Below are 14054 nucleotides of genomic sequence, written 5' to 3'. Positions count from 1 at the left end.
TCGCTAGCGGGTGTGAAAGAATTTTTTGGCCGCACCGGCGGCGAGCGAACATACAGGAGAAGCATGGTTCATAGTAGAAAAGAGATCGTCTCTGAATTCATCCATCTGGTAATGGCCATCCTGGCGGTGGGCATGGCGGTTCATTCGATGTTGGTGACTCCACCGGCGCAAGCGCAGAGCGCGCCGACGGTCACCGACGCGCCAGTCATCAGCAGTATGCAGGCCGACCCGCGCGATGAGCCGGCAATCGCCGTCAGCCGCACGAATCCGCAAGTGATCGTTGGCGCGTCAAAATGGGTCGAAGGCGGCGCATCGGGGAATGGCAACGCGCGCGTTGCTTATTACTATTCATCGGATAGTGGGCACACCTGGGGGACAAGCGTGCTGCCGCTTGAAACCCCGCAGAAGAACTGGAGCCGTGCCGCTAGCGCCTCAATCGCTTCAGACCTCAATGGCACGTTTTACCTTTGCGTCTTGATGTTAGACAACTCCAGTTTTGACACCGGCATTTACGTCTTCAAATCCTCCGATAATGGGCACACCTTCACATCTCCCGTGCCGGTTGCAATAGACATCGGCAGCGGGACTGCGCCGAAGCTCGCGAAACAGCCGCACCTTGCGGTTGATACAACGGCGACGAGTCGCTTTAAGAATACCGTCTATGTCGTCTGGGTTAGCGTCGAACCGGATCGCACCGTCGTGTTGACGAATCACTTGCGCCCCGGCGACGCCGGATTCTCTGCGCCTAAGACGATCAGCCACAACGGCGACATGCGCAGCCCCTCGGTCACCACGGGGCCGAGTGGCGAGCTGTATGCGGTGTGGGAAGGTATCGGCGACCCGAAGCGCATCTACTTCAACGAGTCGCTCGATGGTGGAGAAACCTTTCTGCCGCCAGCCGCCGCGCCAAAGACCGATGCTTACATTTATGACTATGTCGGGTCGCTCTCGGACCCGAACGCGTCTCTGATTATCCGCCCGGTCAGGCGCATGAATAGCTACCCGGTGATTGACGTAGACCGCAGCAATGGCGCCAATCGCGGCATGATTTATGTCGCATGGGCCGAGGCGCGCAACCACATTGACGCAGACGTCTTGATCGCGCGGATGCCGCCGCCGAATGGCGACCACCCGAACATGGGGCATCCGCTGAACGTGGTCAGAGTCAATAACGACGGCGCGGGCGCAGACCAATTCTTTCCTCGATTAAGCATAGACCCGGCTAACGGCCAGGTTGAAGTCGCTTTTTATGATCGCCGTAATGACCCGGCGGGCAATACGCTCGACGTTTACCTGGCGCGCTCAACCGACGGCGGCGAGAGCTTCGCCGAGAATCTACGTGTCAGCTCCGCGGGCTTCGACGCGACGATTCAGAGCAGTGTCGTACAAGCCGGCAGCGCCAGCTTGATCGGACTTGGAGATTACATCGCGCTCGACGCCTTGAACGGCAAAGCGAATCTGATGTGGGCCGACACACGGCGCGGCGCACAGGAGATCTTTTACGGCAGCGTGACGTTTGAACCAACTGGCGGTGGTGGCGGAGGAGGAGGCGGCGGCGGCGGTGGCGGCGGCGATTCGACCAATAATAATTGCGCGACACCTCGCGTCATTCCCTCTGTGCCATTCCAGGACCAAATGGATACGCGCGCGGCGACGATCTCGGCTGACGACCCGGCGACCTGCGCCGGCGGCCAGGGTATGGCTTCAGTCTGGTACTCGCTGACGCCGACGGCGAATACCATCCTCGGAGTTGATACGAGTGGCAGCGATTATGACACGGTTGTTAGCGTCTACACGGGCTCATGCGGCGCAATGACCGCCGTGGCTTGCAATGATGACTTTGCCAACGCCGCCACTGCAAAGAGCCGCGCGTTGCTCACTTTTCAGGCGAGTGCGGGAACCACTTACTTAATCGAAATCACCGGGAAGGGAAGCGGCGGCACGTTGAATTTGCGTGTCGGCTATCCAACCATCACGGCGGTCGAATTCCCACCTGCCGCTAAAGGTAGCGAGGTGCTGAAGATTACCGGCTCAGGCTTCAGCGAAAACAATGTTTCGGTGGCAATGAGCCTGGATGGGAACGAAATGGATTTACCGGTCGTTACCTTTTCAGGGCAGCGTCAGGGGGACGGCACCTTCAACGAGATAACCGCGACCCGCAAGAAGCTCCGCAAAAAACTCAGGTCAGGCGACACAGTGATTGTGACTGTCGAGAGTCCCTCAGGCAGCGGGCGGGCTTCCAATCGGTATGTATTCACGAGGCCCTGATGAGAGCATTGCGCTTCGACGGCAGACTGCGTTTCGTTGAGGATGCGCCGCTGCCCGTGCGTCCGGGCGAAGCGCTCGTGCAAGTGCTGCGGGCGGGAATCTGCAACACCGATCTTGAGATCGTCAAAGGGTACGCCGGCTATCACGGAACCCTCGGCCATGAATTCGTGGGCCGGGTTGTCGAATCACCGGACAAAGCGCAAATTGGCCGGCGGGTCGTCGGCGAAATCAATGCTGGCTGTGGGGCCTGTGCGCTCTGCGCCACAGGCGACTCGCGCCATTGCCCGGAACGAACGGTGCTCGGCATCAAAGGCCGCGACGGCGCGTTCGCTGATTATCTTTCGCTCCCGGCAGGCAACCTCCTCGTGGTTCCCGACTCGATAGGCGACGAAGAGGCGGTCTTTGTCGAGCCGCTAGCCGCTGCCGCAGGCATCCTCGAACAAGTCAGCGTCGTCAATACCTCGCGCGTCGCGGTGATCGGAGAAGGAAAGCTGGCGCAACTGATCTGCCAGGTGCTTGCGCCAACAGGGTGCGCGCTGACCGTTTTGGGCAAGCATGAAGAGAAACTCGCGCTGCTGGAAAGCCTCGACGCGCGGCGGTTGCTGACTGGGGGCACAGATGACCCTGCAAATGCGCAGGGTTGGATTGCCGACTGGGGCTTAAGTCAAAGCTTTGATCTGGTGATCGAAGCCAGCGGCTCGGCCACCGGGCTGCCTCTGGCGATTGCGCTCGCGCGTCCGCGCGGCACTATCGTATTGAAATCTACACACCACGGGCCGACCGCGACCAATCTTTCGCCGGTGGTCGTCAATGAATTGCGGATCGTCGGCTCGCGCTGCGGCAGGCTGGCACCGGCGCTCGATCTATTGGCGGCGCGCGCCGTTAACGTCCGGCCCTTGATTTCTCAAGAATTCGACATCACGGATGGCCTTGCCGCTTTTGCGCATGCCGGCACCGGCAAAGCAATGAAGGTCTTACTCCGCTTCTCCTGAGCCTCCTTCTCGACTGCGCTCGTCAGATAATCCGCCCTGGAAATGGCTCTAAGAGCCACTTTCAGGGCCAGCGCAATTAGAAAATCGTTGACATCGTGCATGCCAAAATGCTATAAACGCGCCGAAGCGTATACTAGATATTGGGCTAGTTGGATCGTTGACCTACGAGATTTAGGAGGCACGATGAATCAAGGCGATTTAATCGAGAAGGTAGCGAATGCCGCTTCTATCAGTAAAGCCGAGGCTGAACGCGCCATCAATGCCATGAAAGAAGCCATCACAGACAGCCTGCGCCGCAACACCAAGGTGACGCTGGTTGGCTTCGGGACCTTTCAAGTATCGCAACGGCGCGCGCGCCGCGGGCATAACCCCTACACCAACGAAACCATCAAGATTCCAGCAGCCAAGAGTGTACGTTTTAGCGTCGGCAAACAGCTAAAAGAAGCCGTCAACAAGCGCAAGAAATAGCTCCCACCTCGCCCCCGCGTGTGCCGGATTTTCGCCGCCGCGCAGGCCGCTCCAGCCTTTCTCCCGCTGGCCGCCAACAACCCGTCTTGTCGATCAGGCATCCCACCCATGCACCAAAAAGTGTGCGCCGAGACGGAAATGGGTGCCGGGGGATTGCAAAGAGAAGACGGGGAATCTGTTAAATGAGGGAATGAGGAAGCTTATAGGCTTAACCCTTATGGAACGGGGATTGCCAATCTTATTGTCGGATTACGGGCTTGCCTCCATTTGGAGGAAAAATGAAAAAGGGGTTATGCGGATTTGCCTTGAGTGTTATTCTAGTGACGGGACTTGGCGCAACCGCAGTCTTTGCCGAGGACAAAGATCATAAAGAGAAAATGCGGATCATTGTCGTCGAAAAGCGGGAGCGTGATAAGGCGGGTAGCGGCGAATCCAAGCAGGGGCGGCCCGGGGATCGCAGAGGGCAGTAGTAGTAAGGTAGGGAAGCGGTGATGAAAAAAGTAGTTCTGGCCATCATTATTTCACTCTTCGGTGCCTGGACACTGGGTGTCCTGCCTGCCGCTGCGCCCGCCGTCTACGCCCAGAAGAAAGACGACCGCAAGAAGGACCCGCCGGGGCCGCCTGTGCAACGCGATAAGAAGGGCGACCAGCGACCCAAGGGGCCGCCTCCCCCGAGGGGAAGGAAGCCCGAAGGCGCCTTCCTATTCACTGGCTTGTAAAGAGAAAGGGTGCCATTCGCGAATGGCACCCTTTCTCTTTCCGCATAACCGCTGCTCAGACGATTAATTGGGCTTGCGGGTTTTAGCCTTTTTCTCCGGAGCTTTTTCCTGGAAATCTGCCAGCGCCTCAGCCTCGTCTGAAAAAATCTCGAACACCCCATCGAGCTTCGAGATGGCTAGAATGTTGCGCACCGATTGCGATGGCGACAAGAGCTTGACCTGCCCTTTCTCTTTGAGCACGGTCCGATAACACTTGATCAGGCTGCCCACGCCCGTACTGCTAATGTAAGTCACGCTGCGCAGATCAAGTAGAAAATTGATTTCGCCTTCTTCGACGAACCGCTGAACCATGTCGAATAGTAGATCGGGGCCGTCGCCGGGATCGAGCCGCCCGGTGATCTTAATGATGCGAACGTCGCCGTTCTTTCTGCTGATTACTTTTGTAGGTCGTCTCATCATAACGCATATCTCATCACTGTCTGTGTCCGGTGCGACGGCAAACAGTCCTCGCCCATTGATCAGACTCTGTAGATTCTGCCTGAGATGAACAAGAAAGCAGGTTGGTACGCAACCGGCCCATCATATTAACTCATCAATCCGTCGCTCACAAGTTCACGTCCTCGCTTGCCCGCCATCCGTAGCAAACTTATTGCTCAGAGGAAACTCAGCGGCGGGTCATCCTGAGTTATATGGAGGGAGAGCAGGCGCGATGATTGCAGTGATGCGTAGAGGACTAGCGATGGGGGTGAAGACCGGGCGATGGCTTATCCGCCGCTGACCAGGACACGTACTTTGTGTGCCGGGTGGCTCTTGAGATGGTTTTCTTTTTCCTGCTTGGGGGCACTTTCTTCTCTCGACTTCGCGCCACACCAGTTGCAGGTTTGGCAGAGAGCGATCCACTGTTTGAAGTTTTTCATGATCTACCACCTTTCGGTGAAGGACTATATCACCGCTTGTGAATAACAGCCACCGGAATGGCGCAAAGCCCCTCATCTCTCCACCGTATTGATATAATGGAGGAATCGGCTGGAGTGAGGCGGTGAAAAAACGTGCCATCATTGGCAGTCAAATGGTATGCAGGCGGACTTTGCCGAGCGCCTCGGGGGCAATGCGCCCGCCACGCAATTATCTCGACTTCATCCGATGAACCTGCTAGCATAAAAGAGTCCTGCATGAGCCTGTGCGCTTTTGCTTTTTATTGTTTTAGGAACACGCCGCTGTTTGGAAAGTATTGGCCTCGATTGCATTTCCTTTCCACTAAGCCTCGAACTTCCTGCTAACCGTTTCAGGAGAAACATGTCTAAGAGAATATTTGTTGGAAACCTGTCGTACCAGACGACAGAAAGCGATCTCACCACCCTGTTTGAGCAGGCCGGCGAGGTCGAATCGGCTTCGATCATCACTGACCGCGATAGCGGACGTTCGAAGGGCTTTGCCTTTGTGGAGATGGGCAACGAGGCTGCGGATAAAGCCATTACGCAGTTCAACGGCGCCGAACTCAATGGCCGCGCCCTGACCGTCAACGAAGCGCGCCCGCGCGAGGACCGTTCAAGCAGCCGTGGCGGCAATAACGGAGGCCGCCGTGGCTCGGGCGGTGGCTCCAGAGATCGTGGCGGCTACAACCGCTACTGAAGCCTTGCAGAGGGGCTCGGCAGCAGACTGCCGAGTTCCCTCTATGCCGGTTTTATAAGGTAGCCGTTTACCTTTTATCCTTTTCGCCCGCACTGGCTCGGCTGGATCATTCGGGGCTGGCAGGGCAACAGCAGGACCGACCGACGCCGCAACCCAATCGAATGCGGCAGAATCCGCTGTTGAAGAACCGAGGAACAGCAAATGAAATCATCCGGATTGACAGACGAGCGCCCCTGGAACCGCCCCTGGTGGCAGTTTTCTAAGGGCAACGGGGCGGTTTTCTTCTATGTCGTTTTCATTCACGCGCTCGCGCTGCTGGGGCTGATTCTCCATCCGCGGCCCGGTGTGAGTGTGCTGGTCGTGACCATGGCCATTGCGGCAGTCGGCGGCGTAGGAACTTCGGTCTGTTATCACCGGTCGCTGGCGCACCGCTCTTTACGATTGAATGCGGTCGTTGAGAGTATCCTCATTTTCTTCACCATCTGTAACGCATCGGGAGAGCCGATGTCATGGGTGGCCAATCATCGTCACCACCATGCCAAAGCCGACACCGCCGAGGACGTTTCGAGCCCGCGACATGGCGGCTTCTGGTGGGCGCACCTCCGCTGGGTCTATCAATGGTCAGGCAGCGAAGTAAGGCGCTGGTGCCCAGACCTCGACCGGCGACGGTATCGTGTCTGGCGGCGGCTGCAAATCCCGATTATCGCGCTGGCCATATTCGCCGGGATCGCTTTCGGCTGGCAAGCCTTCTTCTGGGTCGGGGCAATCCGGCTGGTCTACTGTCTGCACCTTCAGATGTTCGTCAATAGCCTGTTGCACATGACGCCGGGCCTGCCCGAGGGCGTAGACTCTAGCCGTAACATCTGGTGGCTCGGGCCTTTGCAATTCGGCGCCTGGGGGGAGAACTGGCACCGCAATCACCACGCCGACGCCAACGCGGCGCGCTTCGGTCGCCGCTGGTGGCAGATTGACGTCGGTTGGTATGTCATCCGTGGCCTCAAAGCCTTGAGGCTGGCAAGTGATGTCCGGCCAACCAAAGATGTCGTCCAGCAGGAAGCGCGGCGTGCGACACAGGTTGGAATGCATTAAGCGACAGCGACTTTCCGCCTGCCTGTTTCTTTGATTTCGGCTCTGGCCTGAGCGCCGGTTGGGGTAAGAGATGGAAACGAGATCGTTCGATCAAGAATTGATATACGCCATATTAAGCGAGATCAATGCATGCATGGATCGCGGGGTTCTACCGCTCCAGGATGATGATCTGAAGCACCTCTCTGAAAATGGAGAGATTCTCGAATACCTGCTTTTTATGAAGCGTGAGCGGTTGATTGGCGGCGCGGTGGTGACCAGAGGCATCAACAATACGCCGCACCGCATGACCAATATCAGCCTGACTCACCTCGGCAGGAGAGCGCTCCAGGCTTAATGATTCGGTATTCCTGAGAGGAAGACCTGGAAGCGGCGACATCGTAAGAAAGCCTATCCGCAGCCCTCCGACCCGCACCCTCCACAAGAGCAAGGTCTATCATCCCTCCACAACAAAGAAACGATCCCCCTGCGCAAGGTTCCAGACGGGCTATGGTTGACACCCTCCTGATATACAGGTAGGGTAAAAGTGCTAAGAGTGTAGCTCACTCTTTCCTTCAGATTCTCTGGAATGTTCCAGACCACCTGAATCCTTTAGCTCACCAACCCGAGAGTTCATTGTTCCGCAGAACTCGCATCAGGCTTGGAGAGGAGACTAATTTGTTACTGACGCCGGGGAGTAAAATCGTTTATCCCTCTCAGGGGCCATGCTTGATTGGCGCCATCGTCGAGAAGACGATAGCCGAGCGGCCATTGAGCTTCTATCAACTGCTCGTTCTCAGTGACGGCGGGGGCGAGTTGTTTATCCCGGTAGAGAAAGTGGATATGGTGGGCATACGGCTGCTGCTGAGTCGTTCTGAGATACCTAAATTGATGGTCCGCTTGAGCCAGCCAGGGGCTATGGCCGACAACTACCGGGCACGCAGCCTCTACATTTCAGATCTGTTCGCCTCAGGCTCGGCTTTCGATCTGGCTGAAATCGTCGGGTCGCTTACTGAATTGCACACCAGTAAGTCCTTGTCGTTCCGCGAGCACAAGGTTCTCGAAAGGGCGAAGGCGCTGTTGGTGTGCGAGGTCGCCGAAGTGATGGGAATGACGAAGGAAGTGGCCACCGGGCAGGTTGATGCGGCCCTCGCGGCGCGAGACCCAAAAGCGCAGACCGGCAGGGCAACCCGCAGCCGGATGACCACTAGCCGCAATCAAGCCCGATATCAAGGGGCTTCCGGGTAACAGAATCAGTGGCGGCGCGGGCCGCTTCGTGTCTGGTGAGCAGCCATACGCATTCGAGATCATTGAGAAAGTATGTTCACAGGGGGTGAAGTGTGTGCCCGGATTCTTTCTTCCTGATCGGCCATCAGCTTGACTTTCTTTAGCTCCTTGCCCTTGATGCCGAAATAAGTGGCCATCTGGATAAGCTGGCCAGAGTTCATAAAATCGCCGGGCTTGGAGCAGAACTTCTCAATACCGGGGTCGAAATCGCGACAGCCCATTCGTTTGGGCAGATTAAGGCCAAGCCTGCACTGGCCGCCTTCCTCAAGCTGTAAACAAAACTCGCAAATTGTCATCCGAAAACTACCTCAATTCTTAATTACACTGCGTTCAAACTAAGCGAAAAGTGTGATGGCTAGCCCACCTTCGACTTGATGGGCGTCCTGGCTGTCAGAGAAGGCAGAGCCAGGAAAAGGAGCAGGACACACAGACGCGGCAAGTCCTTACGCCGGTTGGTGAGCTATTCACTTCAGGTGATCTGGAGAATTCCAGAAGAGACTGAGAAGAGAGTCAGCTACACTCAGTTCCTCATAACCGTAGGCTATGCCGATGCCTTTGTCAATCGGCGTTCCTGAACAGCCGATTATTCATTCTGCCGATTTGGCTCGACGCCGTAAAGATGGAGCGCAGAGAGACGAGCCCGAAAAGGCGATGGTCGGCCACCGCCTGCAAGCCCGCCGAAGCAATGCAGCCGCACTGCGAGCAGTCGGGGGTGCCGCCGAACTGGCATGGGCTGATTCGCCCCTTCAAGTCTGCCGTGATATTCAACGTGGTGCGCGAGAAGATGCACCCATCAGGTGTCTGCGGAGGATTGCGATAGCCTTTGATTACGGAATCGGGCAGGGCCAGCTTCGGGAACTGGTGGCGCAACTCTGCCAGTTCGTTTAGCACCGCTTCGCGGGCGGGCGGCGACAGTATCTCCTCGCCTTCAGCGCCGACCTGCGGCGTAAACAGGCTGAACCATATCTGTTTGACTTCCGGCCTATTCGACCAGAAAGACAAGAACTCTTCAAAGTAGCCGGTGCGTCCGACCATCTGGCCCGTCACCGTGCAATGGACGGTGATCTGGTGGCCGGCGATGCTCTTGAGAATCCGCTCATAGGTGGCAGGAGTTCTCCTGATGTCGTGTTCGGGCTGAAGGCCATCAATCGAGACGACGATGAACAGGTCTTTGATCTTCGCCCAGGCAGCGGGAATGGCGCGGACGGCACTGGTCACGAGTTGGACGGCGATTCCCATCTGGCTCAATCGAGGCAGCAGTATGTCGAGTTCGCGGAAGCGCACCAGAGGCTCACCGCCGACAATCGAGATGTGAAGCGGGCGATAGCGCTTGGCAAGCGCGACGACGCCTTCGACCAGTTGTTCGCCCTTGTAATCCGCGAGCGTTCTGAGCGGCCCAAGCTGGTGAAGGTGCTCCGGCTCGTAAGCGTAGCAGCCAGGGCAGCGCAACGGGCACTCGCGCGTGATCTCGATTGAGAGCGAGGGGTAGTGGCCACTCAGAATGCGGCCCCACGCATGTATGACGTCACGTTTTTTCAGGAGAGCCTCTTTCCCGTTTTCCTTAATTGTCGGTCGGTTGTCGCCGTCCGTGGCTTATACCTTACCATTGGCTTAGCGACGCAGACAACTAAAATCAAGGAGGGAGATGCCACACGATCCCCTGTAAGTGGATTTCCCTGGCGCATTTGGTTGGCAGCGAATTCAGGATGGCTTGTCGGATGGATGAAAATATAACTGCCGAAGTGAGGGGGCAGGGTGACGTTCAACCGCGCCCAGGTGCTATACTGTCATTTGAATGCTTTATGGTCTGAAGGGAATTGATGCGCAAACATATTGTTGGCGAAAGCCAGCCACAGAAGACTCCGGTTTCTAATCAAGGCTGGCTTCAACTGGAAGATATCACAAGTGTGGAGCTCACCTCTGAGGATGCCGACCACCCCATTGAAGCGGCGTTGCTGCCGGGTGCTACCTCAGGCTGGCGCGCAGAACGCGCGGGCGAGCAAACCATCCGGCTCATCTTCGATCAACCGCAACGCTTGGAGCGCATCTACCTGCATTTTGAAGAAACGGCAAGCGCGCGCACACAAGAATTCGTCCTGCGCTGGTCAGATGACGGCGGGCGCTTGCTCCGAGAGATCGTGCGACAGCAGTGGAACTTCAGCCCGCCGGCGACGACCGAAGAGGTCGAGGATTACCGCGTCGAGCTTTCAGGCGTCACGGTTCTGGAGTTGACCATTATCCCGGACATCAGCGGCGGCGAGTCCCGCGCGTCGCTCCGGCAGATGGGTTTAGCCTGATAGAAGTTTTAAAGCAGGGTAGACCAGGCTCATGGAGGAATATGTCAGTCCGTCTTTTCATCGGTAATCTTCCGTATGATACGACCGAAGCCGAGTTGCGACAGCACTTTTCGGCGGTCGGCCCGCTCACCTATGTTTATCTCGCGACGGATCGAGAGACCGGCAAACCACGCGGCTTCGCGTTTGTGGAGTTCGACGAACGCTCGCAAGCCGAAGAGGCGGTGCGTCGGCTAAACAACCAGTCGTTCAAGGGCAGGACTATCGCGGTCAACGAAGCGCGCGCCAAGGAAGACCGCCCGCGAACCAGTTCGCCGATGAGGCCGCCGATGTCCCGCCCGCTGCCGCCACCCGGCCCAGCGATGGATCGCGCCCCGATGAGCGGCGAGAGGACCGGCCGGGATTTCGGCCCGGACGCACCGCCGCGCCGCAGCTTCGGCAAAGGGAAGAAAAGTCCAAAATCAGAGCGTGCGGCCAAAGGGCCGATGCGGGAAGTCGTTCGCGGGCAATTCTTCGGCGAAGACAGTGATGCAAATGATGATGAGCTAGACGGCGAAAATTTCGCCAGTCGGGTCAACGATTCTGAGGATGATGTAGATTAGTGATCAGTCCGGTCACTTTTCGTAAAATCGCTATTGATCTTAAACTATGCAAGTAAGAGGAAGCGAGGACTAATAGATGGCTAAAAAATCACGCCCCACATTTCAGAAGCGGGAGAAGGAAAAAGCCCGCATGCAGAAGCAAAAGGATAAAGAGAATCGGCGGCTGGAAACAAAAGAGCGCAAGCAGAACGCCACGACAACCGATGTCGATGGTGACCCGGATATTGCCGGGATTCGTCCCGGCCCTCAGCCATTGCCGGAGCAATGGCATTACGCTGATGAGGCTGAATGAGGCTTTATCTTGGGCCTAATGTTTGACCAATCGTGTGCCCTAAACAAGAAAGCCACCTTCGAGGTGGCTTTCTTGTTTAATAAAATGGGCGCTACTGGACTCGAACCAGTGACCCCTGCCGTGTGAAGACAGTGCTCTACCGACTGAGCTAAGCGCCCTTTTGGCGAAGGAAGAATTTAGCAAACCTGAAGGGATTTTTCCACCCGCCTGAGTTACTTCACGCGTCTTCAGCGGAATAAACTCAAGCGGGTGGATTTGACTGGCCTCAGAATATATAACCTGACGAGCGATTATCGGGATTCTGCACGAATAGCAGGTTCGTCCCCGCAGGCCCGAAGGCATGTTTGACGAAAAGCGTCGTCGTCGTGCCATCCGTGTCAAACCAGCCCGGCGCTAAGACCAGGCCGTTGAGGATAATCAGCGAATCCTGACGGAAGTTTTGGCCAGAAATTGTCAGCTTCTTGCTGCCCTTCGCCTTGACGCGGGTAATCAATGGAAGCAACGTCGGCGTGCTGTCCACCACCTCAAGCGCCACACGCTGCGAGACCAGGCCGCCCGCCTGATCCACGAGCTGCACGCTGAGCGAGTATGAGCCGACGCGGGTCGGTTTGCCCTGAACCAGTCCGGCGGACGAAACGCTCAAGCCCGCGGGCATGCTTGTAATTGAGCTCCACTTATAGGGTTGTGTGCCGCCGCTTGCCGACAATACACCGACATAGTTCTGTCCGACGACGGCTGCCGGCAGCGTAAATGTCGTGATGGCCAGCGGAGTCGGTCCACCGCCACCACCGCCGCCACCGCCGCCACCGCCGCTTCCGCCGCCGCCGCCACTTCCCCCACCGCCGCCACTTCCCCCACCGCCGCCACCACTGCCGCCGCCGCCACCGCTGCTACCTGAGGACGGATAGAGGGACAGGATGCCGTCTTTGTCATCGCTGCCGAGCGTTGCATCGCGCCCGCGCCCGTGAGCGATGGCATACATAATGGCATTGGTGTCTATTGAGTGACCGAGGCCCATCGCATGGCCGAGCTCGTGGCAGGCGACTTCGGCGAGGTTGGCTGAAACGCCGAGAAAGCAATCCATGCCTTTGTTGAATACGACGTCCGCTTCCGTGATCCGACTATAGCTTCTGCCTCCAACCGTCCGCGTTTCGTAGTTCCAACTATCCTGGGTAATCGCCACGACACCGGCGCAGCCAACTCCCGGTTCAAGCTGCCCCTGACAATCTCCGAAAGAGATTGTGCTGGTATTGTCACTGACCATGCCGCAGTTGCCCGTTTGCCCTGCGACTCGTATTGAAATGTTGGCACCACTTTGTCCGCCCCAGGCGCTCATTGCCCGGCTAAGCTCGCTCGTTGCGCCACCGGCAATCGGCGAGTTGCTCGGATTGACATAGAAGCTGATCGCTTGGCCTGAATCCGGCTCGAACCAGCGAACCCCGTCGCCAATCAGCACAAACTGGCTGCTGTAGCCGTTTGCCTCTTGCTGCTTGCGTTTCCACTCAGGAGGGACGGCGACAATGGCCGGCTCATCGCCCTCGCCTTCGACGCGCTGCAAGCTGATCGAGCCGCGCGCGAGTGTGTCTGTAATTTTCCGCAGGGTGTCGCTAAGCGGCGCGCGATTGCTCACCATCTGGCCGTCTGGTCGAGCCAGCGTTTCGATTTCCGCCGCATCCACATAACGCTGGGCCATGTCAGCGGCTGTCGCTTCGTCTTTGACAATCGAGAATGCGCCCATGAAGAGATGCGCCGGGCGCAAGGTTCCGTCGGGCGCGGTACTCAGGTAGAGCAAGACTTGTTGGCCGCGCACAAACCTTGGTTGCCCGAAAATTCGCATGCCATTTTGGCCAGCAATCCCGCCCAGTTGTTTCAGGACGATGCGCGTCGTATCGAGATTGCCCTTAAGCATGCGATCTGGGCGCACTTCTGTGTAGGTAAAGATCTGGTTGTGCTCGTCGTTCCAGGCGCTGAAAACCGTCTTGACGGTGCCGGTGACGATCACTCTGGAATGCAGGATGAGTTCTTCATCCGTCAGCATGACGACGCTAGTCGCCCTGGCGGGAATGATTGAGAAGACCAGCACCACTAAGGGCAGTGCGGCTTTGAGCAGGCTCCTGCAATTGTCTTTCATCATAACCCTCGGTCAGCCATCGCGCGCCGGGCGCGCCGCGAATCGGTAACCGCCCGATGGTTCCGCAAGACGACCGTTTGACGGTAACCGTCGAAAACGCCGCGGAGTATTCGGGGGCAAATCCCTTTTGCTCGTCAAATTTTCCTGAAATCAGAACCGGTGGCCATAGGGGCATGGCTCGGTTTTGATTATGGGAGAAGGCCGAACGCCACGATCACGAAGGCATTGAATCATAGCCCGATGAAGCTGTCAAGAATCATCGCTGGGGAGCTATCATTTTTACCCTGAAGAAGATATCTCGCCT

The 14054-nt window shown here is 57.3% G+C and carries 17 protein-coding genes and 1 tRNA gene; 12 read left to right on the top strand and 6 right to left on the bottom strand.

Features of this window, described 5'->3' with window-relative positions:
* Positions 1 to 63: 63 nt before the first annotated feature.
* From VJ464_29690 to VJ464_29670, 5 genes are all read left to right on the top strand, one after another.
* Positions 64 to 2268 carry a sialidase family protein gene (locus VJ464_29690; GenBank protein HKQ09332.1) on the top strand — a complete coding sequence of 735 codons (2205 nt, stop codon included), beginning with the start codon at positions 64 to 66 and terminating at the stop codon, positions 2266 to 2268.
* Positions 2268 to 3260, top strand: a complete 993-nt coding sequence (locus VJ464_29685) for an alcohol dehydrogenase catalytic domain-containing protein (protein ID HKQ09331.1) — start codon at positions 2268 to 2270, stop codon at positions 3258 to 3260. The genes VJ464_29690 and VJ464_29685 overlap by 1 nt, the downstream gene beginning before the upstream one ends.
* A gap of 183 nt (positions 3261 to 3443) precedes the next feature.
* Positions 3444 to 3728, top strand: a complete 285-nt coding sequence (locus tag VJ464_29680; protein ID HKQ09330.1) for an HU family DNA-binding protein — start codon at positions 3444 to 3446, stop codon at positions 3726 to 3728.
* Positions 3729 to 4006: 278 nt separating this feature from the next.
* Complete coding sequence (locus VJ464_29675; GenBank protein ID HKQ09329.1) at positions 4007 to 4198, top strand: hypothetical protein; 192 nt, start codon at positions 4007 to 4009, stop codon at positions 4196 to 4198.
* Between the two features lie 21 nt (positions 4199 to 4219).
* A complete protein-coding gene (locus tag VJ464_29670) occupies positions 4220 to 4447 on the top strand; it encodes a hypothetical protein (protein ID HKQ09328.1) in 228 nt (75 codons plus the stop codon).
* A 63-nt stretch (positions 4448 to 4510) separates the two neighbouring features.
* Here the strand turns inward: VJ464_29670 and VJ464_29665 are convergent, their stop codons facing one another.
* Both VJ464_29665 and VJ464_29660 read right to left on the bottom strand, forming a co-directional pair.
* On the bottom strand, positions 4511 to 4906 hold the full coding sequence (locus tag VJ464_29665; GenBank protein ID HKQ09327.1) for an STAS domain-containing protein: 396 nt from the start codon (positions 4904 to 4906) through the stop codon (positions 4511 to 4513).
* Positions 4907 to 5211: 305 nt separating this feature from the next.
* Complete coding sequence (locus tag VJ464_29660; GenBank protein ID HKQ09326.1) at positions 5212 to 5364, bottom strand: hypothetical protein; 153 nt, start codon at positions 5362 to 5364, stop codon at positions 5212 to 5214.
* Between the two features lie 379 nt (positions 5365 to 5743).
* Between VJ464_29660 and VJ464_29655 the strand changes: the two genes are divergently transcribed.
* From VJ464_29655 to VJ464_29640, 4 genes are all read left to right on the top strand, one after another.
* Positions 5744 to 6079: an RNA-binding protein gene (locus VJ464_29655; GenBank protein HKQ09325.1), complete on the top strand. Its 336-nt coding sequence runs from the start codon at positions 5744 to 5746 to the stop codon at positions 6077 to 6079.
* A gap of 201 nt (positions 6080 to 6280) precedes the next feature.
* Positions 6281 to 7168: a fatty acid desaturase gene (locus tag VJ464_29650; GenBank protein ID HKQ09324.1), complete on the top strand. Its 888-nt coding sequence runs from the start codon at positions 6281 to 6283 to the stop codon at positions 7166 to 7168.
* Between the two features lie 70 nt (positions 7169 to 7238).
* Positions 7239 to 7502 (top strand): hypothetical protein, encoded by a 264-nt coding sequence (locus VJ464_29645; GenBank protein HKQ09323.1) that lies wholly within the window; start codon positions 7239 to 7241, stop codon positions 7500 to 7502.
* A 320-nt stretch (positions 7503 to 7822) separates the two neighbouring features.
* Positions 7823 to 8392 carry a CarD family transcriptional regulator gene (locus VJ464_29640; protein HKQ09322.1) on the top strand — a complete coding sequence of 190 codons (570 nt, stop codon included), beginning with the start codon at positions 7823 to 7825 and terminating at the stop codon, positions 8390 to 8392.
* A 59-nt stretch (positions 8393 to 8451) separates the two neighbouring features.
* Here the strand turns inward: VJ464_29640 and VJ464_29635 are convergent, their stop codons facing one another.
* Both VJ464_29635 and VJ464_29630 read right to left on the bottom strand, forming a co-directional pair.
* Positions 8452 to 8727: a hypothetical protein gene (locus VJ464_29635; GenBank protein ID HKQ09321.1), complete on the bottom strand. Its 276-nt coding sequence runs from the start codon at positions 8725 to 8727 to the stop codon at positions 8452 to 8454.
* Positions 8728 to 8989: 262 nt separating this feature from the next.
* The gene (locus tag VJ464_29630) at positions 8990 to 9931 is read right to left on the bottom strand and encodes a radical SAM protein (protein ID HKQ09320.1); all 942 of its coding nucleotides are present in this window, start codon (positions 9929 to 9931) and stop codon (positions 8990 to 8992) included.
* A 320-nt stretch (positions 9932 to 10251) separates the two neighbouring features.
* Here VJ464_29630 and VJ464_29625 point away from each other — a divergent pair, with 320 nt between their 5' ends.
* The 3 genes from VJ464_29625 (at position 10252) to VJ464_29615 (ending at position 11619) form a co-directional block, all read left to right on the top strand.
* Positions 10252 to 10728 (top strand): carbohydrate-binding protein, encoded by a 477-nt coding sequence (locus VJ464_29625; GenBank protein ID HKQ09319.1) that lies wholly within the window; start codon positions 10252 to 10254, stop codon positions 10726 to 10728.
* Between the two features lie 41 nt (positions 10729 to 10769).
* The gene (locus VJ464_29620; protein ID HKQ09318.1) at positions 10770 to 11327 is read left to right on the top strand and encodes a hypothetical protein; all 558 of its coding nucleotides are present in this window, start codon (positions 10770 to 10772) and stop codon (positions 11325 to 11327) included.
* 76 nt (positions 11328 to 11403) lie between these two features.
* Positions 11404 to 11619 (top strand): hypothetical protein, encoded by a 216-nt coding sequence (locus VJ464_29615; protein HKQ09317.1) that lies wholly within the window; start codon positions 11404 to 11406, stop codon positions 11617 to 11619.
* Positions 11620 to 11704: 85 nt separating this feature from the next.
* Here VJ464_29615 and VJ464_29610 read toward each other — a convergent pair.
* Both VJ464_29610 and VJ464_29605 read right to left on the bottom strand, forming a co-directional pair.
* A tRNA-Val gene (locus VJ464_29610) sits at positions 11705 to 11777 on the bottom strand.
* A gap of 107 nt (positions 11778 to 11884) precedes the next feature.
* The gene (locus VJ464_29605) at positions 11885 to 13753 is read right to left on the bottom strand and encodes a matrixin family metalloprotease (protein ID HKQ09316.1); all 1869 of its coding nucleotides are present in this window, start codon (positions 13751 to 13753) and stop codon (positions 11885 to 11887) included.
* Positions 13754 to 14054 lie beyond the last annotated feature (301 nt).

This window comes from Blastocatellia bacterium, assembly GCA_035275065.1.
Taxonomy (GTDB): domain Bacteria; phylum Acidobacteriota; class Blastocatellia; order UBA7656; family UBA7656; genus DATENM01.
This window is presented reverse-complemented; position numbering and strand designations above follow the sequence as displayed.